Below are 21279 nucleotides of genomic sequence, written 5' to 3'. Positions count from 1 at the left end.
GCCTCGGCACGGGCTTGGGCGTCAGCGCGAGCCTCAGCTCGGCACGCGCGCGCGCCTCGGCTTCGGTTTCACCAGCGGAGCCTGTCTGCGCGCCAAGCACGGATCCAAGATCCACCCCGAGTTCGCGTCCGATCACGTCGAGCCCCGCCGCGCCGCCCGAGCCGCCGATGAGCGCGCCCAGCGCCCCGAGTGCCGCCCGGCGCGCGCCTCGCGATCCTGCTCGCGGGCCTCGGCCTCGGCGCGGGCGGCCTCACGCTCCTCACGCTCCTCGCGCTCCTTCTCAGCTTCCCTTTCGGCCTGCTCGCGGGACTTTCGGGCCTCCTTGCGCGCCTCTCTGGCGTCCTTTTCGCGCTCCTTGCGCTCTTCCCTGGCCTCTTTCTCTCTCTCCTCGCGCGCTTTGGCCTCGGCCTTCTCGCGCTTGTCCTTCTTCTTGTCGCGCTCTTGCTTGGCCGCCGCGCCGATCACGCCGAGCGCCACCAGCCCGCCGATCAGGCGGCCCATGTTCTGGTCGTCTTGCTGCGCCAGCGCCGGAGCGGGGGCCAGCCCGGTCAGCCCGAGCGATAGCGAAAGGGTCGCGGCGATGAGGCGTCGAGCCATGTCGGTCTCCGTATCTTCAGCTCCGGCTGGAGCGGATCTTCGGCTCCCGGCGGAGCGGATACCCTGCGGCCGGCCGATGGTGCGGGGCCGGGGGAGGCAGGTCTTGGACGGCAAAGTTGGGTCAAACTGCCCGACAGGCAATAACGCGGCGTCCCGCGCCAGCCGTTATTGAATAGCACGAGCCGACGCCGCATGATGAACGGCATGAAAACCCTCGCACTCACCCTTTGCCTCCTCGTCGCCGGCGCCGCCTCGGCGCAGGCGGCCTGCTACGCCGACTACAAGGCCAAGCGCGACGATCCGCTCAGGCTGCATTACGGCGTTGCCGAAATCTCCCCGCCATGCGACCAACCCGAAGCCGCCGCGGACGAACTGCGCCCGCGGCTCGGCTCGGATGGTTGGAAACTCCTCGCCATCATGAGCCTGTTCGGCGAGGATGGTCTGGAGAAAAGGCGGGACAGTGCAGGCGATTACTACCTCCGCTACTGAAGCAAGGCAGGCGGGCAACAGGATCGTCACGGCGGGCCTCGCCGCGATCGCGCTGCTGCTCGTCGGAGCGGCGATCCTGCTTTTCGTCAACCTGCCCGACGCCAACGCCTTCAACGCCCGGGTCGAACAACTTTTCGTCGAGAATGACGACCTGACCGCGCAGGCCGAGATCAAGCTTCTGGAGATCCTCGCGCAGTCGGGCACTGCCTTTTCCGAGACGCTCACCTCCTACCGCTTCGTGATCTTCGTGCTGCTGACCTTCGCGCTGGCGATGCTGGTGGCGGCGGTGGCGTTCCTGTTGATGCTGGTGCAGCTCAATCGCCGCATGGGCCGGATCGAGCGCAAGGGCATCGAGGTCAATTCGCTAGTCATCAGCCGCGATCAGAACGCGGTGCATCTCAACGATTTCGAGTTCAAGCTGACACCGGCGGCGATCGAGACGCTGTCGGTGCTGGCCGAGGCGCGAATGGATGACGAGGTGCTGTCGGGCTCGGAGATCGAAGCGGTGATCTCGGGCCGCTCGGCCGCCGATTGCGACGAGGCGGCAGGGGCCACGCGGATCAAGCGGCTGCGCGACACGCTGGGCAACCAGCTGGTGAGCGAGCTTCTGGTCAAGAACATCGCCAAACGGGGCTATGTTCTGGCGATCGACAAGTCGGTGATCCGGATGCTGTGACGGCTCAGCCCGTCAGCAGCCGCGCGTATTCCGCCTCGGGCACGCCGTAGCAGCCGCCCACCATCTCCTCGAGCCCCTCGCGGTCGAGAATGCGGATCAGCCCGCGCGTGGCACGCACCAGCCCCTGCCCTTCGAGGATGTGCAGCGACACGGTGACGCCGGCGCGGCGCACGCCCAGCATGGTCGACAGGAAATCATGCGTCAGCGTCACCTCGTCGCCCTCGATCCGGTCGTGGCACATCAGGAGCCAGCGGGCGAGGCGCGCGTCGAGCTTGAGCTTGGCATTGGCGAGCGCGGTATGCGCGGTCTGGATCGACAGGGCGTGGCAGTAGTGCAGAAGCCGCTCGCGCAGGGCGTCCTGCTGCAGCGCTTCCTGCAGCCGCGCGGTCTCCATCCGGTAGCCCGCGCCGCCGATCTGCACCGTGGTCTGATGCGGCGAACGATCCGTGCCGAGCACCACCATGGAGCCGGACATGCCCTCGCGTCCGACGAGGCCCGCCTCGATCCGGGCGCCGCCCTCGGGGGTCATCGCGACGATGGAGATGACGCCACGGGTCGGGAAGTAGACATGCTCGACCGCTTCGTCGGGTTGTTCGATGATCATGCCCTGAGGCAGGTCGACGGATTCGAGATGCGTCAGCATGAGATCGGCCAGCGCTGCGGGCATCCGGGCCAGCAGCTGGTTGCCATCACCTCGTGTGCCTTTTTCTTCGACCTTCATTGATGCCTTCTTGCCCTAGGGCGATCGCTCCATGGGCGTTTCGGCCCCGTCGGATGCATCCTTGACGACGTCGTTCCCATCCATCCGTGCTAAGTCTAGGCAACAGTAAACGCCAGTATCAGGCAATGTTCCGTGCGGACTCGCACAAACGTCCGGATGGTGCGACATTCTATCATACAATGAGGAGTTTGGTGACCCCGGCAGGATTCGAACCTGCAACCTGCCCCTTAGGAGGGGGCTGCTCTATCCAGTTGAGCCACGGGGCCACGCCTCCATTCCATGCCCGGCTTTGTTCAGCCCGTCAACGTCGCTTGGACAAGCCCGTCGCCTCGCCCTATAGCTCTGGCACCCATTCCATCCCCGGACCCTGCCCATGACCATCCCGCCCCGCCGCCCCCTCACCCTGCGCGACGTCTCCGAGGCCTCGGGCGTCAGCGAGATGACGGTGAGCCGGGTGCTGCGCAACAAGGGCGACGTGAGCGAGGCCACCCGCGCCAAGGTGCGCGCGGCGGCCAAGAAGCTCGGCTACGTGCCCAACCGCATCGCGGGATCATTGGCGTCGAGCCGGGTCAACCTCGTGGCCGTGATCATCCCCTCCTTGGGCAACATGGTGTTCCCCGAGGTGCTTTCGGGCATCTCCGAGACGCTGGCGGGGACCGGGTTGCAGCCGGTGTTCGGCGTCACCGACTACCTGCCCGAGACCGAGGAGCGGGTGCTCTTCGAGATGCTGTCTTGGCGCCCCTCGGGGGTGATCATCGCCGGGCTGGAGCACACCGAGGCAAGCCGGGCGATGCTGATGCGCGCCGAGATCCCGGTGGTCGAGATCATGGACAGCGACGGCGCACCGATCGACGCCTGCGTCGGCATCAGCCATCGCCGCGCCGGACGCGAGATGGCCGAGGCGATCCTGCGCGAGGGGTATCGCCGCATCGGGTTTCTGGGCACCAAGATGCCCGCCGATCACCGGGCCCGCAAACGCTTCGAAGGGTTCACCCGTCACCTCGCCCGCGCAGGCGTCGAGATCGCGGATCAGGAGTTCTATTCGGGCGGCTCGGCCCTCAAGAAGGGCCGCGAGATGACCGAGGCGCTGCTGTCCCGGACGCCCGATCTCGACTTCCTCTATTTCTCCAACGACATGATCGGCGCGGGCGGGCTGTTGTGGCTGCTCGAACAGGGCTTCGATATCCCCGGCCAGATCGGGCTCGCGGGGTTCAACGGGGTCGAGCTTCTCGACGGGTTGCCGCGCCAGCTGGCCACCATGGACGCCTGCCGCCGCGAGATCGGTCGCGAGGCGGCGCGGATCATCGCGGCGCGCTGCGCCAACCCCGCCGAGGGCGGCGCCGAACGGGTGGAGCTGACGCCGCTGATCGCGCGCGGCGACACGCTCCGGCGACGCTGAGAGGCCGTCTCGCAGCGCGTACGAAGCCGGACATCCCCGGCTTTGCGGACAATACCCCCTTCGCATAGGTTGTCACTTGGCCTAGCGTCTTATCCACAGTCGCACCGAGGTTGGACGAGTGCCGGGAGATGCCCGGACGAAGGGGGCGCGGGCCATGACGAAAATGCCGCTGCAGATGACACCGCGCGAGATCGATTCCATATTGGGTTTTCTGGCCGATGGATTCTGCCTGTGCGAGATGCTGACCGATGCGCAGGGGCGCCCGGTCGATTACCGGTTCCTGCAGACCAACCCGCAGTTCGAGGAAATGACCGGGTTGCACGACGCCATCGGACGCACCGCGCGTGAGATGGTCCCCGATCTCGAACCTTTCTGGGTCGAAACCTATGGGCAGATCGCCTTCGACGGCGAATCCCGGCGATTTCAACACGAATCCCCCGCCATGGGCCGGTATTTCGACGTCCATGCCATGCCCACCGAGCCGCTCGGTTGCTTCGCGCTGCATTTTCGCGACATCACCGAGACCAAGCGCATCGAGGCCGAGCGCGAGCAGGCGCTGGCCGAGGCCCGGCAGCTCTTGATCGAGTTGAACCACCGTGTAATGAACAGCCTCGGCACCATCTCCTCGATCATCTCGATGGAATCGCGTGCCCGCCCCGAAGGCGAGGGGCGGCTGGCGCTGGGGCGAATCGGCCGACGGGTGCAAGCGGTGGCCAATCTCTACCGCAGGCTCAACGCCTCGGATTCGATCGACACCGTCTGCTCGCGGGACTATCTCGGCCAGATCGTAGCCGGGCTCACCGCCTCGATCGGCCGCGACGACGTGCGGATCGAGGCCCGTATCGCACCCGTGCGCCTCTCGACCCGGATCGCGGTGCCGCTGGGGCTGATCGTCAACGAGCTGGTGACCAACAGCCTGAAATACGCCTTTGCCCCCGGCATCGACGGGACCGTGATCGTGGCGCTCGACACCATCGGGACGGACGAGCTGCGTCTTGAGATCCGCGACGATGGCCGCGGCCTCGCCTCGGAGGCGCGCGATGCCGAAGCCAGCGGCATCGGCCAGAAGCTGGTCCGGTCCTTCGCCACCCAGCTTGGCGGCGACCCGGTGATCGACACCGGCCCCGAGGGCACGGCGGTGACGCTGCGCTTCCCGACCGGCTAGGCCCGCGCACCACCCGGCCACCGCGGCCGGCTGCGACAAACTGCGACAATGCCGTGCTGGAATTCGCGGCCCGTGCCTGCGATCTCTTTACGGGTCATCCGCGTTGCGCGGCGCGCCGTCTTCGGCGGCGGACGTGCCCGATGACGGATCGACCGACTGCCACGGGGGCGGGCGGCGCAGAGCGAGCGGATCCCATGGGCCATTTCTTGAGAACCTGCCTTGCCATAGCGGCCCTCCTCGGGGCCTATGCCTTCGCCTTCGGCCTGCCCTTCGGCAACGAAGCGCGCAGCTGCCGGACACTCAGGCCGCCCCGACGGGGCGCGGGCCGGGCCGGGGCGGGGCCGGTAGGCCCGGTGGCGGCGGTGGTGGCCGTGAAACGGTCGCCGTGCTCGAAACCGTCGAAGTCACCCCCTATTCGCAGCGGATCACCGCGCTGGGCACCGCGCAGTCACGCGCCAGCGTGGCGCTCGTGGCCGAGGTGTCGGGCCGGATCACGGCGCTGTCCCTGCCGGCCGACCGGCAGGTCGCCGAAGGCGCAGCGCTGGTCACGCTCGATTCCGAGCGCGAGGCCGCCGAGCTGCGCATCGCCGAGGCCGAGCTGGCCCGCACCACCGACGCGCTCGACCGCTACGAAACCCTCGCCGCGAGCAATAGCGGCGCGGTTCAGGCCAGCGCACTCAGCGAAGCGCGCGCGGCCCAGCAGACCGCGCAGGCGCGGCTTGAACTGGCCCGCATCGCCCTCGACGAGCGGGTGATCCGCGCGCCGATTTCAGGCCGTGCGAGCCTGAGCGACCTCAGCGTCGGCCAGAGCCTGTCATCAGGCGATGCGGTGACGACCATCGACGACACGGCCCGGCTCGTGGTCTCCTTCGAACTGCCCGAAAAGGCGCTCGACCTGCTCGACATCGGCACGACCATCGAAGCGCGCGCCCCCGCCGGCCGGGCGAAGTCTATGTGGCGCGCATCAGCGCCATCGACAGCCGGTCGACCCGGTGACGCGCGGTGTCGCGCTGCGGGCCGAGATCGACAACGCGCAAGGCAATCTCAGACCGGGCACGGCGCTGCACCTGTCGGTGGCGGCCGAGGGCGAGGCGCTGCCGGTCGTGCCGGAAACGGCGCTCGGATACACGGCGCAGGGCATCCGGGTTTGGGAGGTCGAGGACGGGTTGGCGCGCGAGCGGTCCGTGCTGATCCGCGCGCGGCAGGATGACCGCGTCTGGGTCGAGGCCGATCTGCAGACGGGGGCGACGGTGGTGGCCGACGGCGCCACGCGGCTACGCGAAGGTGCCGCGGTGACCGGCCTCGGGGTGGTGGGCGCCGAACCCGCGCCCCGTGGCAGCGGCGTTGGCCCGGCACCGACGACGCGGCGCGCACCCGATGCGCAGGACGTTGCAGACGAGACCGTCGACAGCCCGAACGACGCCGCGCGACCGGCCCCGTCGCCCCGGCCGGAGGGTCGGGGATGAGCGCGGCCCCGCAGGGCGGCGTCACCGCCATCTTCGTCAAGCGCCCGATTCTCGCTCTGGTGCTGAACCTGCTGGTGCTGATCGCGGGCGGGCTGGCCTTTCTGGGCGTCGATCTGCGTGAGCTGCCCAGCGTCGAGTTGCCGGTGCTGTCGGTGCGTGCCAGCTATGACGGTGCCGCCCCCGAGGTCGTCGAGCGCGAGGTGACGGCGGTGCTGGAACAGGCGCTGCGGCGGCTCGAAGGGGTCGAGACGATCTCGGCCAGCTCGAATTACGGCAGCGCGCGGCTGGTGCTCGACCTCGCGGCAGGCAGCGACGTGGACGCCAGCGCCAACGACGCGCGCGAAATCATCGCCCAGACGCTGCGCGAACTTCCCGATATCGAGACGCCCACCGTGGCGCAGAACGACACCGACGCCGACCCGATTCTGAGACTGGCGCTGACCGGCACGGCAGGCCTGCCGGAGCTGACCGATCTGGCCGAGGGGCTGGTGAGCGAGCGGCTCGCTTCGGTCGAGGGCGTGGCCGAGGTGACCGTGACGGGCAGCCAGTCGCGGCTCTTCAGGGTCGAGGTCGACATGACGGCGCTGCTGACGCGCGGCCTCGGGCTGTCGGACATCGCCACGGCACTCGACGCTCTCGACGGCACCGCGCCACTGGGCGCGCTCGAAAGCGACACCGGCACGCTGGCGTTGCGCGCCGCCGCCACGGCCATCGACACCGAAAGCCTGTCGCAGACCCGCATCGACGCGCGCACCCGACTGGGCGACGTGGCGACGGTGCGGCTCGCGGTCGAGACGGGGCGCGGCGGGGCCAGCATCGACGGGCAGGCCTCGGTCGGGCTCGATATCGTGCGCCGGTCCGTCGGAAACACGCTGGCGATCTCGCGCGCCGTGCGCGCCGAGGTGGCGGCCCTCGCCCCCGCCCTGCCCGAGGGCGTGAGCCTCATGGTGACATCCGACGACGGCGTCTTCATCGAGGGCGCGCTGCGCGAGGTCGCAGGCTCGATCGCCGTGGCGACGGGGATCGTGATCGTCACGATCTATGCCTTTCTAGGCTCGATGCGGGCCACGCTGATCCCGGCTGTGACGATTCCCGTGGCGCTCACCGGGACCATCGCGGCGATCTGGCTGGCGGGGTTCTCGGTCAACACCATCACGCTTCTGGCGCTCGTGTTGGCCACCGGCATGGTTGTCGACGACGCCATCGTCGTGGTCGAGAACGTGGTGCGCCGCAGGCGCGAGGGGCTGGGTCCGCGCGCCGCCGCGATCCTTGGCACGCGCGAGGTCTTCTTCGCGGTGATCTCGACCACCGCGACACTGGCGGCGGTGTTCATCCCGATCTCCTTCCTGCCCGGACAGGCGGGCGGCATCTTTTCCGAGTTCGGCTTCGTGCTGGCCTTCGCGGTGAGCCTGTCGTCGCTGGCCGCGCTGACGCTGGCTCCAATGCTCGCGGGGCTTCTCGATCCGGGCCGCACCGCGCCGGGCACCGAAGCCGTGGCCCGCTCCCCCTCTTGGGCCGAACGCGGTATCGACCGTCTCGTGGGCTGGATCGTTCGCGCGCCGGTGCTGACGCTGGCGCTGTGCGGCGCGCTGGCGATCCTCGCGCTGGGAACGGCGCGCAACCTGCCCGTGGCGATCACCCCGGACGAGGATCGCGGCGGCTTTGTGGTATTCATGCGCGCGGCGGCGGGGCAGACCGCCGACAGCCTCGACGAGGGCGTGGCGCAGGTCGAGACGGTCCTCGCCCCCTACCGCGCGGCGGGGGTGGTCGATCTGGTGCAGAGCCTGAGCGGGCGCGGCGGCGCAAACACGGCCTTCATCATCGTCAAGCTCGCCCCTTGGGAAGAACGCGCCACGGCGCAGGCCGAGGTGATGCGCGACCTTTCGGCCCGACTGTCGGGCATCCCCGGCCTCAATGCCCGCGTCATCGGCGGCAACAGCCTCGGGATTCGCGGCGCTTCGGGCAGCGGCTCTCTCGACGTGGCCGTGGCGAGCACCGACCGCGCCGCCCTGCCGGGTGCCGCCGAGGCGCTGCTCGCCGCGATGTTCGACGATCCGGCCTTTACCGCGCCGCAACTGGCCAGCGACGCATGGGAGCCGATGCTCGAAGTCAGTCTCGACCACGAGGCGCTGCGCGATCTGGGCCTCGACGAGGCCGCGGTTTCGGCCACCGTCAACGCGATGCTCGAAGGGGTGAGCGCGGGGCCGGTGTTCCTCGGCGGCGAGGAAATGGAGATCGAGATCGTCCCCGCCGGCCCTGCGATCAACGATCCCGGCGATCTGGCGGGGGTCTTCCTGCGCGCCGAGGATGGACGACACCTATCGCTCGGCAGCGTGGTCACACTCGACACGGTGGTCGCCCCCGCCGACCTCCTGCGCGAGGATTCGGCCCCGGCGCTAGAGCTTCAGGCCGGTCTGGGCGATGGCTACAGGCTGGCCGACGCGGTGGCGCGGCTCGAGACGCTGGCCGCCGAAACGCTGCCCGACGGCACCCGGCTGGTGCTCTTGGGCGAGGCGGCGGCGCTGGGCGAGACCACGCGCGGCTTCGCGATGGTCTTCGGCGCGGCCTTCGTGATCGTGTTGCTGGTCCTCGCAGCGCAGTTCGAAAGCTTCGGCAGCGCCATCGTGATCATGCTGACCGTGCCCTTCGGCCTTGCGGCGGCGGCACTGGCGATCGCGTTCACGGGTGGATCTCTCAACTATTACAGCCAGATCGGCCTCGTCCTCCTTGTCGGGGTGATGGCCAAGAACGGCATCCTGATCGTGGAGTTCGCCAACACGCAGCGCGCCTTGGGCCTCGAGCGCGAGGCGGCGATCCGCACGGCGCTGCGGCTGCGGCTGCGTCCGGTGATGATGACGATGATCTCGACCGTGCTGGGCGCGCTGCCGCTGGTTCTGTCGAGCGGCGCGGGCGCCGAGGCGCGCGCTGCCGTCGGTTGGGTGATCATCGGCGGGCTGGGCATGGCGACGCTGTTCACGCTGTTCCTGACGCCGGCGCTCTACACGCTCATCGCACGGTTCGGCCCCCGCCCCGGGATGCGGGCGCGGGAGGCCGATGACGAGCTGGCCATGGCCGAGCGTGCCGTGGCCAAAAGCGGGTAGGGCTTCGGGCTGCAGTGTGGAATAAAGGAAGAACGTTTCTATCTGACAGCATGCCGCGGCTGGGGAAGGCATGCGCTCCCGCCCCGTCCGCGATCGATGATCCTGGAGTGATCAGTGGTGAGCCGTGCAGGATTCGAACCTGCGACCCACTGATTAAAAGTCAGTTGCTCTACCAACTGAGCTAACGGCCCACTGGGCGGGTCTCTAAGGGGAGTGGCGGGGGGGTCAACCGCAAAATTACCCTTTCTCTGGATTAAGTTCGCTGGCTTTGCTATTGGCCCGCCATGCAGGAAAACACCCCCTCCGGCCTGCCGTTCATGAAGATGCACGGGCTTGGCAACGACTTCGTCGTGATCGACGCGCGCGGGCCCGTGACGGCCGTGACGCCCGACCTCGCGCGCGCCATCGCCGACCGGCATCGCGGCGTCGGCTTCGATCAGCTGGCGACGATCCACGCAGCCAAAGACGCGGATCTGCATCTCGTGTTCTGGAACGCCGACGGCTCGCAATCTGCGGCCTGCGGCAACGCCACGCGCTGCATTGCGGCGTGGGAGATGGCCCGCACGGGCAAACCCGCCCTCGACATCACCACCGAGCGTGGCCGCCTAGCCGCGCGCGATGCGGGCAATGGGTTGGTGGCGGTCAACATGGGCCAGCCGCAGCTGCGCTGGGACGAGATTCCGCTGGCGCGCGAGATGGACACGCTCACCCTGCCGATCGAGGGCGCGCCCACCGCCACCGGCATGGGCAACCCGCATTGCAGCTTCTTCGTGGACGACGTTTCTGCCATCGACATCGAGAGCTTCGGCGCGGCGCATGAGCATCATCCGCTCTACCCCGAGCGCACCAACGTACAGGTGGCGCAGGTCACGGGTCCCGACCGCATCCGCATGCGGGTCTGGGAGCGCGGCGCGGGGCTGACGCTGGCCTCCGGGTCCTCCTCCTGCGCCGTTGCCGTGGCGGCGGCGCGGCGGGGGCTGACGGGCCGGGCCGTCAGCATCGATCTCGACGGCGGCACGCTTCACATCGACTGGCGCGGGGACGGGGTCTGGATGACCGGTCCGACGGCGCATGTCTTCGACGGGGTCTGGAGGCTCTGATGGACCGAAAAGCACCGATCTTCGCCACCATGGGGTGTCGCCTCAACGCCTATGAGACCGAGGCGATGAAGGATCTCGCCACGCGCGCGGGCGTCGAGGACGCCGTGGTGGTCAACACCTGCGCCGTCACCGCCGAGGCCGTGCGCAAGGCGGGCCAAGAGATTCGCCGCCTGCGGCGCGAAAATCCGACCGCGAAGATCATCGTGACCGGCTGCGCCGCGCAGACCGACCCCAAGCGGTTCTCGGACATGGACGAGGTCGACCTCGTCATCGGCAACACCGAGAAGATGAACCCCGAGACATGGAAGGGCATGGCCCCCGACCTGATCGGCGTGACCGAGCCGGTGCAGGTCGACGACATCATGAGCGTGACCGAGACGGCCGGCCACCTGATCGACGGCTTCGGCAGCCGCAGCCGCGCCTATGTGCAGGTGCAGAACGGCTGCGACCACCGCTGCACATTCTGCATCATCCCCTATGGCCGGGGCAATTCGCGCTCGGTCCCGGCGGGCGTGGTGGTCGAACAGATCCGGCGGCTCGTGGATCGCGGCTATGAGGAGGTGGTGCTGACCGGCGTCGACCTGACCTCATGGGGGGCCGACCTGCCCGCCACGCCGCGGCTGGGCGATCTGGTGATGCGCATTCTCAAGCTGATCCCCGACCTGCCGCGCCTGCGCATCTCCTCGATCGATTCGATCGAGGTGGACGAGAACCTGATGCAGGCCATCGCCACCGAACCACGGCTGATGCCGCATCTGCATCTGAGCCTCCAGCATGGCGACGACCTGATCCTCAAGCGGATGAAGCGTCGCCACCTGCGCGACGACGCGATCCGCTTTGCCGAAGAGGCGCGGCGGCTGCGCCCCGACATGACCTTTGGCGCCGACATCATCGCCGGTTTCCCGACCGAAACCGAGGCGATGTTCGAGAACTCGCTCAGGCTGGTCGAGGAGTGCGACCTCACTTGGCTGCATGTCTTTCCCTACTCGCCGCGCCCCGGCACCCCGGCGGCGCGGATGCCGCAGGTCAGGGGGCCCGCAATCAAGGCGCGCGCGGCCCGGTTGCGGGCGGCGGGAGAGCGGGCGGCGCAGGCGCATCTCGCGGCACAGGTCGGCCGGATGCACCGCATCCTCATGGAAAGCCCGCGCATGGGGCGGACCGAGCATTTCGCCGAGGTTGATTTTGCCACCGACCAGCCCGAGGGCCGGATCGTCGAGGCGCGGATCACCGGGGTGGGCGGGAGCCGGCTGACCGCCTGAGCGCGGATCGCCTCGATCGGCGTCCGGCCCTCGCCCCATTCGTGGCAGTGCGAAACCACGCAGTTCGGAGAGCGGCGAAGGAGAGCCCCTCACCGATCTCCTCGCTGCGCCCCTTGCGGGCCGCGAAGGACACTGCTTGACTGCCCGGGGCCAACCGGAGTGTTCCACATGAAACTTCTCACCTCCCCCGCCTCGCCCTTTGCGCGCAAGGTTCGTGTGGTGCTGATCGAGACAGGTCAGGCCGATCAGGTCACGGAGATCGCCGCCGCGACCGACCCGCTTGGCGATCCGGTGGACGTGATCCACGCCAATCCCTTGGGCAAGATCCCCGCATTGGTGCGCGACGATGGCCCTGCGCTTTATGACAGCCGCGTCATCACCCGGTATCTCGACGCCCGCGCAGGGGCGCGCCTCTACCCCGAGGCCCGGATCTGGGAGGTTCTGACGCTCGAGGCGACCGCCGATGGGATCATGGACGCGGCGCTGTCGATGGTGCTCGAGACCCGTATCCGTGCGGAGACCGAACGCTCGGCAAAATGGGTCGAGGGACAATGGCGCAAGGTGGAACGCGGGCTGGATGCGATCGAGGCACGTTGGATCAGCCATCTCGAGGGTCAGATCGACATTGGCCAGATCGCCGTGGCCTGTGCGCTGGGCTATCTCGACCTGCGGCATGGCGGGCGCGACTGGCGCGCGGGACGACCGCAGCTCGCCGCATGGGCCGAGCGCTTCGCAGCCCGTGACAGCATGGTGAACACGGCCCCGCCTGCCTGAGGCGAAAGGACAAGACGTGGCAATCGGGGTGAGCAAGCTGGCCGAAGGCCGAGCCGGGCCTAGCCCCTTGCGGAATCAGAAGTTGAAGCTGACGCCGAGGTTGAGCGCGTTGGTGACGATGTCCGATTCCAGCGTGCCGCCCCCCAAGAGGTCGGCCTCGTTCTGCGAATAGGTGCCCTTGTACTCGCCGAAGACCGACATGCTGTCGGTGACGGAGTAGCTTGCCCCCGCCATCAGCGCGACCGCCGGGCCGGTAAGCTGGTACTCGTCTGTGCGGCCCTCGCCATCGTCATACTCGACCCGCGGCGCCGCGACACCGAAGCCGCCGCCCACATAGGGCGTCAGCCCGTAGGCGGCGTCGGGAAAGCGGCGATAGGCGTTCAATGTCAGGATGTTCAGCCCGTCGGTGAACTCCAACGTATCGAGCCCCTGTTCCGCGCGGGTTTCCGCGTCGGAATAGACCTTGGTATGGTTGAAATCGACACCGAAGCCGAGGTTGTTCTCGCGCCACCAGGTCGCGCGCAGGCCGTAATAGGGCGGCGCGTCGAAGGAGTTGCCCTCCCAGCCGGCGGTAAAATCGCGGTCGCTTGCGGTGCCGGGCCGGTCGACCGTGACGCCCGAATGCGGCGCGCCCTGCACGCCGCCATAGAAACTCAACTCGACCTCGGCATGCGCGAGGGCGGGAAGAAGGATCAGGATCAGCGAAGCGGCAAGGCGGGACATCGGATTGACTTTCGGTCGGACGGTGGCGGACAGGGATCGGCGGTACGGGGCAGGCGCAGCAGACTCGCGCCACTATCACCCGAATCTGGAGATCACAGATACAAACTCCAACAGGGAAACGTTTCAATTTTCCGTTGTCGCATTCCCGCAACGGCAGGCGGGTTTCTCCCCCTTGTCGGTGCGGGACCCAGACCTAGCTCGGCCCTCGGGTGCCCCGCCCTGCGCGGTATTGTCCGCTGGACGGGCGCGGGATTGATGGCTAAACAGCGCCAAAACGCCAAGCGGGTCACGGCCCGCGGTCTTTTGCCGTCCGGGCGACGCCGCCCCAGCCATACCGGAGATCAACCCGTGTCACACGCCGACGATCATCAGGGCACCCGCCGCGATTTTCTCTACTATGCCACCGCCGGCGCGGGGGCGGTCGTAGCCGGTGCCGCAGTCTGGCCGCTGGTCAACCAGATGAACCCCTCGGCCGACGTGCTGGCGCTCGCCTCGATCCGGGTGGACGTCTCGGGCGTCCAGCCGGGCACCCAGCTCACCGTGCTGTGGCAGGGCAAGCCGGTATTCATCCGCTCGCGCACCGAGGAGGAGATTGCCGCATCGCGCGAGGTCGATGTGGCCTCCCTGCCCGATCCGGTGGCCCAGAACGAGAACCTGAACGGCGCCGCCCTCGCGACCGACGAGAACCGCGCGCTGGACGAGACCGGCACATGGCTCGTGCAGATGGGCATCTGCACCCATCTGGGCTGCGTGCCGCTGGGCGAGCAGGGTGATTTCGGCGGCTGGTTCTGCCCCTGCCACGGGTCGCACTACGATACCGCCGGTCGCATCCGCAAAGGGCCCGCGCCGCGCAACCTGCCCATTCCCGTCGCCGAATTCGTCGACGAGACGACCATCAAGCTCGGCTGAGGAGACCCCTGATGTCCGGTATTCCGCACGATCATTACGAACCCAAGACAGGCGGCGAGCGCTGGCTCAACAACCGTCTGCCGGTCCTCGGCCTGCTCTATGACACGCTGATGATCCCGACGCCGAAGAACCTCAACTGGATGTGGATCTGGGGCATCGTCCTGACCTTCACGCTGGCGTTGCAAATCGTCACCGGCATCGTGCTGGTGATGCATTACACGCCGCATGTCGACATGGCCTTCTCGAGCGTCGAGAAGATCATGCGCGACGTGAATGGCGGCTTCATGCTGCGTTACTTGCACGCCAACGGCGCCTCGCTGTTCTTCGTCGCGGTCTATGCGCACATTTTCCGCAGCCTCTACTACGGCAACTACAAGTCGCCGCGCGAGGTGACCTGGATCATCGGCATCCTGATGTACCTGCTGATGATGGGCACCGCCTTCATGGGCTACGTTCTGCCCTGGGGTCAGATGTCGTTCCACGGCACGGCCGTGATCACCGGCCTGTTCGGCGCCATCCCCTTCGTGGGCGAAGCGATCCAGACCTGGCTTCTGGGTGCATCGGCCGTGGGCCAGCCCGCGCTGAACCGCTTCTTCTCGCTGCACTACCTGATGCCTTTCATTCTGGCGGGCCTGACCGTCGTACACATCTGGGCCTTCCACTCGACCGGCAACAACAACCCCACCGGGGTCGAGGTGCGCCGCACCTCGAAGGAAGAGGCCAAGCGCGACACCCTGCCCTTCTGGCCCTACTTCGTGATGAAGGACCTGTTCGCGCTGGCGATCGTGCTGATGATCTTCTTTGCGATCGTCGGCTTCATGCCGAACTACCTCGGCCACCCCGACAACTACATCGAGGCAAACCCGCTCGCGACCCCGGCGCATATCGTGCCCGAATGGTACTTCCTGCCCTTCTACGCGATCCTGCGCGCCTTCACCGCCGACGTCTGGGTCGTGATGTTCGCCGAATGGATCACCTTCGGCATCGTCGACGCCAAGTTCTTCGGCGTGCTGGCGATGTTCGGTGCCATCGCGGTGATCGCGCTCGCGCCGTGGCTCGACACCTCGTCGGTGCGCTCGGGCCGGTATCGCCCGATGTTCAAGTGGTGGTTCGCGCTGCTCGTGGTCGACTTCTTCGTCCTGATGTGGGGCGGCGCAATGCCGGCCGAAGGCATCTACCCCTACATCTCGCTGATCGGTGCGGCCTACTGGTTCGGCTACTTCCTCGTGATCCTGCCGCTTCTGGGCGTGATCGAGAAGCCGCTGCCGATGCCCGCGACGATCGAGGACGATTTCAACGCGCATTACGACCCCAAGACCGGCGGCACCCACACCGTCGTCAAGCCGGCCGAGTGAGAGAGGCAAGACTGATGTTGAAAACCGCCATCCTGGCCGCGATCGCGGCGATGGGCCTCGCCGGTACCGCTATCGCGGAGGCCGAGACGCACATCACGGATTACGACTTTTCCTACGAGGGTCCCTTCGGGGCCTTCGACCAGATGCAGCTGCAGCGCGGCCTACAGGTCTACACCGAGGTCTGCGCCGCCTGTCACGGCCTGAAATACGTCTCCTACCGCAACCTCGCGGATGAGGGCGGCCCCGGCCTGCCCGAGGATCAGGTCCGCGCCTATGCCGCGCAGTTCGAGACCTTCGACGAGGAGCTCGACGACTTCCGCCCGGCGACCCCGGCTGACAAGTTCCCCGAAAGCGCACTGCCCGAAGCGCCCGACCTGTCGCTGATGGCCAAGTCGCGCGCCGGTTTCCACGGCCCCTACGGATCGGGCCTGAACCAGCTCTTCAAAGGCATGGGTGGGCCGGAATACGTCGCTTCCCTGCTGACCGGCTACGAGGAGGCGCCCGCTTGCGCCCCCGAGGATTTCGCGGGCTACTACAACGTGGCCTTCGCCTCGGGCGGCTTCCCCGAGAGCTGTATCGACGACGAAGGCCACCACGAGGTGCCCGGCTCGTGGATCGCCATGCCGCCGCCGCTTCTGGGCGACGACGTGACCTACGAGGACGGCCACGAAGCCTCCGTCGTGGAAGAAGCGAAGGACGTGACCGCCTTCATGATGTGGACCGCCGAGCCCAAGATGATGGCGCGCAAGCAGGCCGGCTTTACCGGCGTGCTGTTCCTCGGCCTGCTCGCGGTGCTGCTCTACTTCACCAACAAGCGGATCTGGCACCGCGCCAAATACGGCCCCCGCGACAAGTGATCGCAAGGGCCTGACGGCAAGAGAGGGCGCTCTGGAAGGAGCGCCCTTTTTTCATGTCAGGACGCCAAAGAAGGGAAAGCTTTGCCCATCGGCGGCGCGCTGAAGCACGGCATGGCCTCGTCACCAATGCGCAAACATGTCCATTGGCCGTAACAGCGGTGTTCCCTGCGCGGGCCTCAGCGTCCCAGATAGGCCCTGAGAGCGGGCGGGGGATCGGCCAGAAGCGGACCCGCCGCCTGGGGCGGGGCGGCGCGGCCCGCATCCACCAGCACGATGTGACTGGCGATACGCGTGGCGTCCTCGGGCGCGTGGCTCACCATCAACACCGTCCTCCCCTCCCCCGCTAACACCTCGCGCGCGAGGTCGAGCATCTCGGCCCGCAGCCCCGGCCCGAGGGCCGCGAAGGGCTCGTCGAGCAGAACCAGCGCGCGGTCCATCAGCAGCACCCGCGCCAGCGCCGCGCGGCTTTGCTGCCCGCCCGAGAGAGCGGCAGGCTTGCGCGCGGCCATGCCGGTCAGGCCGACACGCTCCAGCACCGCGCCGATGGCGTGCCGCCGCGCCGCGTCGAGCCGACCGCGCGGGTCGAGACCCAGCGCGAGGTTGCGCTCCACCGTCAGGTGCGGAAACAGGTTGTTATCCTGAAACAGGATCGAGATCGGCCGACCCGCGGGGGCGATCGGCGTCAGGTCGCGCCCGTCCCAGACGACGCGACCCGCGCTCGGCGCGAGAAAGCCCGCGATGGTGGCGAGCAGCGTCGACTTGCCGCCACCCGACGGCCCCATGACCGCGCAGACCGCGCCGTCCTCCAGCGCCCAATCCGCGGAGAGCGAGAACTCACCCTGCCGAATCTCCAGCCCGTCAAGCCGCAGCATCGCCCCGCCCTCCGTGATCGAAGATCCAGAACAGCGCGAGGCTGAGCGCCAGAAGCACCAACGCCACCCCCGCCGCCTGCTCCATCCGGTAGGCCGACATCAGCCGCACCATCAATAGCGGCAGCGTCGCCTCGCCATCGCCAGCGAACAGCGCGATGACCCCGAGATCGCCCATCGACAGCGCCGCCGTCAGCCCGGCGGCAAAGCCCAAGGGGCGACGCAGGCGCGGCAGGATCAGCCAGCGCAGGCGCGCCCAGCCGGTGAGGCCTAGAGAGGTCGCGAGCCGCCCATGCGCCGCCTCGGCCTGTGCTGCGGCAGGGGCCAGAACCCGCGCTGCGAAGGGCAGCGCCATCGCAGCGTTCACCAGCCCCGTCACGAGCAGCGCCACGTCGCGCGGAGAAACCAGCGGGTAAAGCACGACGAACAGCCCCGTGCCCATCACGAGGCTGGACGCGGCAAGCGGCAGCAGCATCGACAACTGCGCCAGCGCGCCGCCGCGCAGCACCAGCGCCAGCGCCAGCACAAGCGTCAGCGCCGTCGCCCCCAGCGCCACCGAAACCGATCGCAGCGCCGCCGCCCAGATCCCGTCGGGAAGATCCAGCAGCCCCGGCACCCCGCGCACCACGATCATTGCGAGGGGCGCCATGAGGAACAGCGCAGCGAGCGCGATAGCCAAGGCATCGACGCTGCGCCCGCCCGGCTCGAACCGCTCGACCACCCGGTCGAGGCCCGTGCCCAGCGCATCGGGCGCGCCCGCCATGCGCACCAGCAGCGCGGCGGCGGCGCAGAGGCCGAACTGCACCATCGCCAGCACTGCGGCCCGACCCAGATCGAAGTCGAATCGCAGCGATTGGTAGATGGCAAGCTCGACCGTAGTGGCGCGCGGCCCGCCGCCCAGCGTCAGCGCCACCGCAAAGCTTGTCAGGCAGATGAGGAAGATGACCGCAAAAGCCCCCGGCGCCACCGCGCGCAGCATCGGTGCTTCCAGCAGCCGCCCTACCGGCGCCCCAAGAGAGGCGGCGAGGCGGAAGCGCTCGGCGGGAATCGCGATCCAGCCTGAAGGATCAACCGCACCGCCAGCGGCAGGTTGAAGAACACATGCGCCAACACCACCCCGTGCCAGCCATAGACCGACACCGGCCCGAGCCCCGCGAGACCCAGCGCGTCGTTGAGGAGGCCGCCGCGTCCGAACACGCCGATCAGCCCGATCACCGCGACGATGACCGGCAGGATGAACGGCGCGCCCAGAAACGTCACCAGAGCGCCGCGCCCAACGAAGCGCCGCCGCGCCAGCGCCCGCGCCACCGGCACGGCGAGCACGACCGACAGCGCCGCCGAAAGGGCGGCCTGCCAAATGGTGAACCAGATCGCCGAGAGATCGGCGGGGCCGAGCTGTAGGGCGAAGCCCGCGCGCCATGCCACCGCCGCCAGCGTGCCCAGCGTCAGCGTCAGCACCAGCCCGGCGGCGATCGCGCCGGGCCATCTCGCCCATGTACTTATTGCGACAGCCCCTGCCGCCATGCTTCGATCGCGGGGGCGCGCAGCGCGTCGGCCTCGGTCTCGGACAGCCAGATCGCCTTTTCGGGCATGGCGATGTCGCGGAAGGCTTCGGGCCATTCGGCTTCGGGCAGTGCCGAAGGATAGGACCAGTTCGAGGTCGGGATAAGTGATTGGAACGCCTCGCTGGTGACGAAGCGCATGAATTGCTGCGCCAGATCGGGATCGTCGGTGCCCTTGAGCTGGGCCGCCAGCTCGATCGTCATGTAATGCCCCTCCTCGAAGATCGCCGCCGACACGGTGTCGTCCTCCTCGGCGATCGCGTGGTAGGCGGGCGATGTGGTGTAGCTCAGCACCATGTCGACCTCGCCCTCGGTGAAGAGGCCGTAGGATTCGGACCAGCCTGGCGTGACGGTGGTGATCTTGGGCGCAAGCTCGGCCCACTTGGCCTCCGCTTCGTCGCCGAACACCTCCTCGGCCCAGAGCACCAGCGACAGACCCGAGACCGAGCTGCGCGGATCCTGGATGGCGATGCGCAGATCGTCGGGGGCGTTCACCAGCGCCTCGAAGCTGGCGGGCACCTCCTTGAGCGCCTCGTTATCGTAGACGAAGGCGAGGTAGGACCAGTCGAAGGGCAGGAAAACCTCGTCGTCCCACGCGATCGGCAGCGTCAGCGCGGAGGTGTCGACGCCATGCGGCGCGAACAGCCCGGTCTCGCGCGCCTTCCTCATCTCGGTCGAATCAAAACCGATGGCGACGTCGGCCTCCGTGCGCTCTCCTTCGAGCAGCAGCCGCGGCAGCAGATCGCCGGTCTGGTAATCGATCGTGCAGCCGCACTCGGCCTCGAAGGCCTCCTTGATCGCGGGGCCGGGGCCCCATTCGGAGCCGAAGTAGTCGGGGGCATAGACGGTGAGGGTCTTGTCCTGCGCGAGCGCCGGGGTGGCGGCGAGTGCGAGGGTAAGACCCGCGATCAGGCGATGGTGCATGGTCATCCTCCGATGCGGGCGAAGAGCAAGGAGGACGCCTGTCCCGAAACCTTCCCTCCGCCGGTGTGATCCGGTTCAGGTTCAACGGGTCCGCGCGACGCGCATCTCAGCCAGTGGCCCCCCGAGGTGGAGCGGACAGTAGGGCATCGGGGGCCATGCGCAAGCCCCCGGCCTTTCCCCCGCGTCCGCGCCGCGCTACACCGGCCCGGCCACAAGGAGAGCGCGCCCATGTCCCTCAACAGCTTCGGCCACCTGTTCCGCGTCACCACATGGGGCGAAAGCCACGGCCCCGCGCTCGGCGCCACGGTCGACGGTTGTCCGCCGGGGGTGGAGATCACCGAAGCCGACCTGCAGGTCTGGCTCGACAAGCGGCGTCCGGGCCAGAACAAGCATACCACGCAGCGGCGCGAACCCGACGCGGTGGAGATCCTGTCGGGCGTGTTCGAGGGCAGGTCTACAGGCACGCCGATCCAGCTGATGATCCGCAACACCGACCAGCGCTCCAAGGATTACGGCGACATCGCCGAGACCTTCCGCCCCGGCCATGCCGACATCGCCTATCACCTGAAATACGGGCTGCGCGACTATCGCGGCGGCGGTCGCTCCAGCGCGCGTGAAACGGCGGCGCGGGTCGCGGCGGGCGGCGTGGCACGAGCCGCGCTCAAGGCCGCGCTGCCGGATCTGAAGATCACCGGCTACATGGTCCAGATGGGCGAGAAGACGATCGATCGTGCGAAGATCGACATGGAGGAGATCGCCCAAAACGATTTCTGGTGTCCTGACGCGGCTGCGGCGACCGAATGGGCCGACTATCTCGACGCGCTGCGCAAGGACCACAACTCGGTCGGCGCGATGATCGAGGTGACGGCCTCGGGCGTGCCCGCGGGCCTCGGCGCGCCGGTATACGGCAAGCTCGACACCGATCTGGCGGCGGCGATGATGTCGATCAACGCCGTAAAGGGCGTGGAGATCGGCGAGGGCATGGCGGCGGCGGCGCTGACGGGCCGCGACAATGCCGACGAGATCTTCATGGGCGAGAACGGTCCCGAATACGGCTCGAACCATGCAGGCGGCATCTTGGGCGGGATAAGCTCCGGACAGGACGTGGTGCTGCGCTTCGCGGTGAAGCCGACCTCATCGATCCTGAGCCCGCGCCGCTCGATCCGCATCGACGGAAGCCCCACCGAAGTCGTCACCAAGGGGCGCCACGATCCCTGCGTCGGCATCCGCGCCGTGCCGGTGGCCGAGGCGATGATGGCTTGCGTGCTGCTCGATCATTATCTGCTCGATCGCGGCCAGACCGGCGGGCATCGCGGCACCATCGGCTGAACGG

The 21279-nt window shown here is 68.2% G+C and carries 19 protein-coding genes, 2 tRNA genes, 1 pseudogene and 1 riboswitch; of the genes and pseudogenes, 14 read left to right on the top strand and 8 right to left on the bottom strand.

Annotated features, from left to right (window positions below; all coding sequences use genetic code 11):
• Positions 1 to 132: 132 nt before the first annotated feature.
• The gene (locus tag MBELCI_RS04260) at positions 133 to 597 is read right to left on the bottom strand and encodes a hypothetical protein (protein ID WP_021692918.1); all 465 of its coding nucleotides are present in this window, start codon (positions 595 to 597) and stop codon (positions 133 to 135) included.
• Between the two features lie 192 nt (positions 598 to 789).
• Here MBELCI_RS04260 and MBELCI_RS04255 point away from each other — a divergent pair, with 192 nt between their 5' ends.
• Both MBELCI_RS04255 and MBELCI_RS04250 read left to right on the top strand, forming a co-directional pair.
• Positions 790 to 1086 carry a hypothetical protein gene (locus MBELCI_RS04255; protein ID WP_021692917.1) on the top strand — a complete coding sequence of 99 codons (297 nt, stop codon included), beginning with the start codon at positions 790 to 792 and terminating at the stop codon, positions 1084 to 1086.
• Positions 1034 to 1762, top strand: coding sequence for a winged helix-turn-helix domain-containing protein (locus MBELCI_RS04250; protein WP_415143233.1), 729 nt, complete (start codon positions 1034 to 1036; stop codon positions 1760 to 1762). Before MBELCI_RS04255 ends, MBELCI_RS04250 begins: the two co-directional genes overlap by 53 nt.
• Positions 1763 to 1766: 4 nt before the next feature.
• On the opposite strand, the gene MBELCI_RS04245 is transcribed toward MBELCI_RS04250, so the two are convergent.
• Both MBELCI_RS04245 and MBELCI_RS04240 read right to left on the bottom strand, forming a co-directional pair.
• On the bottom strand, positions 1767 to 2483 hold the full coding sequence (locus tag MBELCI_RS04245; protein ID WP_021692915.1) for a Crp/Fnr family transcriptional regulator: 717 nt from the start codon (positions 2481 to 2483) through the stop codon (positions 1767 to 1769).
• A gap of 189 nt (positions 2484 to 2672) precedes the next feature.
• Positions 2673 to 2749, bottom strand: a tRNA-Arg gene (locus MBELCI_RS04240).
• Positions 2750 to 2856: 107 nt separating this feature from the next.
• On the opposite strand from MBELCI_RS04240, the gene MBELCI_RS04235 reads away from it, so the two are divergent.
• The 5 genes from MBELCI_RS04235 (at position 2857) to MBELCI_RS04215 (ending at position 9614) form a co-directional block, all read left to right on the top strand.
• A complete protein-coding gene (locus MBELCI_RS04235; RefSeq protein ID WP_021692914.1) occupies positions 2857 to 3882 on the top strand; it encodes a LacI family DNA-binding transcriptional regulator in 1026 nt (341 codons plus the stop codon).
• Positions 3883 to 4036: 154 nt separating this feature from the next.
• Positions 4037 to 5047: a histidine kinase dimerization/phosphoacceptor domain -containing protein gene (locus tag MBELCI_RS19150; RefSeq protein ID WP_052512673.1), complete on the top strand. Its 1011-nt coding sequence runs from the start codon at positions 4037 to 4039 to the stop codon at positions 5045 to 5047.
• 385 nt (positions 5048 to 5432) lie between these two features.
• Positions 5433 to 6257, top strand: coding sequence for an efflux RND transporter periplasmic adaptor subunit (locus MBELCI_RS04225; protein ID WP_021692912.1), 825 nt, complete (start codon positions 5433 to 5435; stop codon positions 6255 to 6257).
• Positions 6151 to 6513 (top strand): hypothetical protein, encoded by a 363-nt coding sequence (locus tag MBELCI_RS20940; protein ID WP_500778219.1) that lies wholly within the window; start codon positions 6151 to 6153, stop codon positions 6511 to 6513. The genes MBELCI_RS04225 and MBELCI_RS20940 overlap by 107 nt, the downstream gene beginning before the upstream one ends.
• Positions 6510 to 9614 carry an efflux RND transporter permease subunit gene (locus MBELCI_RS04215; RefSeq protein ID WP_021692910.1) on the top strand — a complete coding sequence of 1035 codons (3105 nt, stop codon included), beginning with the start codon at positions 6510 to 6512 and terminating at the stop codon, positions 9612 to 9614. Before MBELCI_RS20940 ends, MBELCI_RS04215 begins: the two co-directional genes overlap by 4 nt.
• A 115-nt stretch (positions 9615 to 9729) precedes the next feature.
• Here the strand turns inward: MBELCI_RS04215 and MBELCI_RS04210 are convergent.
• Positions 9730 to 9805: transfer RNA gene (locus MBELCI_RS04210), tRNA-Lys, on the bottom strand.
• 93 nt (positions 9806 to 9898) lie between these two features.
• Here MBELCI_RS04210 and dapF point away from each other — a divergent pair.
• From dapF to MBELCI_RS04195, 3 genes are all read left to right on the top strand, one after another.
• Complete coding sequence (dapF, locus tag MBELCI_RS04205; protein WP_021692909.1) at positions 9899 to 10714, top strand: diaminopimelate epimerase; 816 nt, start codon at positions 9899 to 9901, stop codon at positions 10712 to 10714.
• Positions 10714 to 11973, top strand: coding sequence for a tRNA (N(6)-L-threonylcarbamoyladenosine(37)-C(2))-methylthiotransferase MtaB (gene mtaB, locus MBELCI_RS04200; RefSeq protein ID WP_021692908.1), 1260 nt, complete (start codon positions 10714 to 10716; stop codon positions 11971 to 11973). The genes dapF and mtaB overlap by 1 nt, the downstream gene beginning before the upstream one ends.
• Positions 11974 to 12141: 168 nt before the next feature.
• A complete protein-coding gene (locus MBELCI_RS04195; protein ID WP_021692907.1) occupies positions 12142 to 12747 on the top strand; it encodes a glutathione S-transferase in 606 nt (201 codons plus the stop codon).
• 75 nt (positions 12748 to 12822) lie between these two features.
• On the opposite strand, the gene MBELCI_RS04190 is transcribed toward MBELCI_RS04195, so the two are convergent.
• Complete coding sequence (locus MBELCI_RS04190) at positions 12823 to 13470, bottom strand: outer membrane protein (RefSeq protein ID WP_021692906.1); 648 nt, start codon at positions 13468 to 13470, stop codon at positions 12823 to 12825.
• A gap of 348 nt (positions 13471 to 13818) precedes the next feature.
• Between MBELCI_RS04190 and petA the strand changes: the two genes are divergently transcribed.
• The 3 genes from petA to MBELCI_RS04175 are packed head-to-tail and all read left to right on the top strand — an operon-like array spanning position 13819 to position 16591.
• The gene (petA, locus tag MBELCI_RS04185) at positions 13819 to 14379 is read left to right on the top strand and encodes a ubiquinol-cytochrome c reductase iron-sulfur subunit (protein WP_021692905.1); all 561 of its coding nucleotides are present in this window, start codon (positions 13819 to 13821) and stop codon (positions 14377 to 14379) included.
• 11 nt (positions 14380 to 14390) lie between these two features.
• Positions 14391 to 15734, top strand: a complete 1344-nt coding sequence (locus MBELCI_RS04180; RefSeq protein ID WP_021692904.1) for a cytochrome b — start codon at positions 14391 to 14393, stop codon at positions 15732 to 15734.
• A 14-nt stretch (positions 15735 to 15748) separates the two neighbouring features.
• The gene (locus MBELCI_RS04175) at positions 15749 to 16591 is read left to right on the top strand and encodes a cytochrome c1 (RefSeq protein WP_021692903.1); all 843 of its coding nucleotides are present in this window, start codon (positions 15749 to 15751) and stop codon (positions 16589 to 16591) included.
• A gap of 176 nt (positions 16592 to 16767) precedes the next feature.
• Here MBELCI_RS04175 and MBELCI_RS04170 read toward each other — a convergent pair whose 3' ends face one another.
• From MBELCI_RS04170 to MBELCI_RS04160, 3 genes and pseudogenes are all read right to left on the bottom strand, one after another.
• Positions 16768 to 17463 carry a thiamine ABC transporter ATP-binding protein gene (locus MBELCI_RS04170; RefSeq protein ID WP_021692902.1) on the bottom strand — a complete coding sequence of 232 codons (696 nt, stop codon included), beginning with the start codon at positions 17461 to 17463 and terminating at the stop codon, positions 16768 to 16770.
• A pseudogene (locus tag MBELCI_RS04165) lies at positions 17450 to 18984 on the bottom strand (ABC transporter permease family protein). Before MBELCI_RS04165 ends, MBELCI_RS04170 begins: the two are co-directional and overlap by 14 nt.
• Positions 18960 to 19946: a thiamine ABC transporter substrate-binding protein gene (locus MBELCI_RS04160; protein WP_021692900.1), complete on the bottom strand. Its 987-nt coding sequence runs from the start codon at positions 19944 to 19946 to the stop codon at positions 18960 to 18962. Before MBELCI_RS04160 ends, MBELCI_RS04165 begins: the two are co-directional and overlap by 25 nt.
• A gap of 35 nt (positions 19947 to 19981) precedes the next feature.
• Positions 19982 to 20080: riboswitch (TPP riboswitch) on the bottom strand.
• Between the two features lie 94 nt (positions 20081 to 20174).
• On the opposite strand from MBELCI_RS04160, the gene aroC reads away from it, so the two are divergent.
• Entirely contained in the window at positions 20175 to 21275 is a 1101-nt protein-coding gene (aroC, locus tag MBELCI_RS04155) for a chorismate synthase (RefSeq protein WP_021692899.1), read from the top strand.
• Positions 21276 to 21279 lie beyond the last annotated feature (4 nt).

This window comes from Limimaricola cinnabarinus LL-001, from assembly GCF_000466965.1.
Classification (GTDB): domain Bacteria; phylum Pseudomonadota; class Alphaproteobacteria; order Rhodobacterales; family Rhodobacteraceae; genus Limimaricola; species Limimaricola cinnabarinus.
The sequence above is the reverse complement of the archived record's forward strand: the minus strand, read 5'-3'. Positions and strand labels throughout refer to the sequence as shown.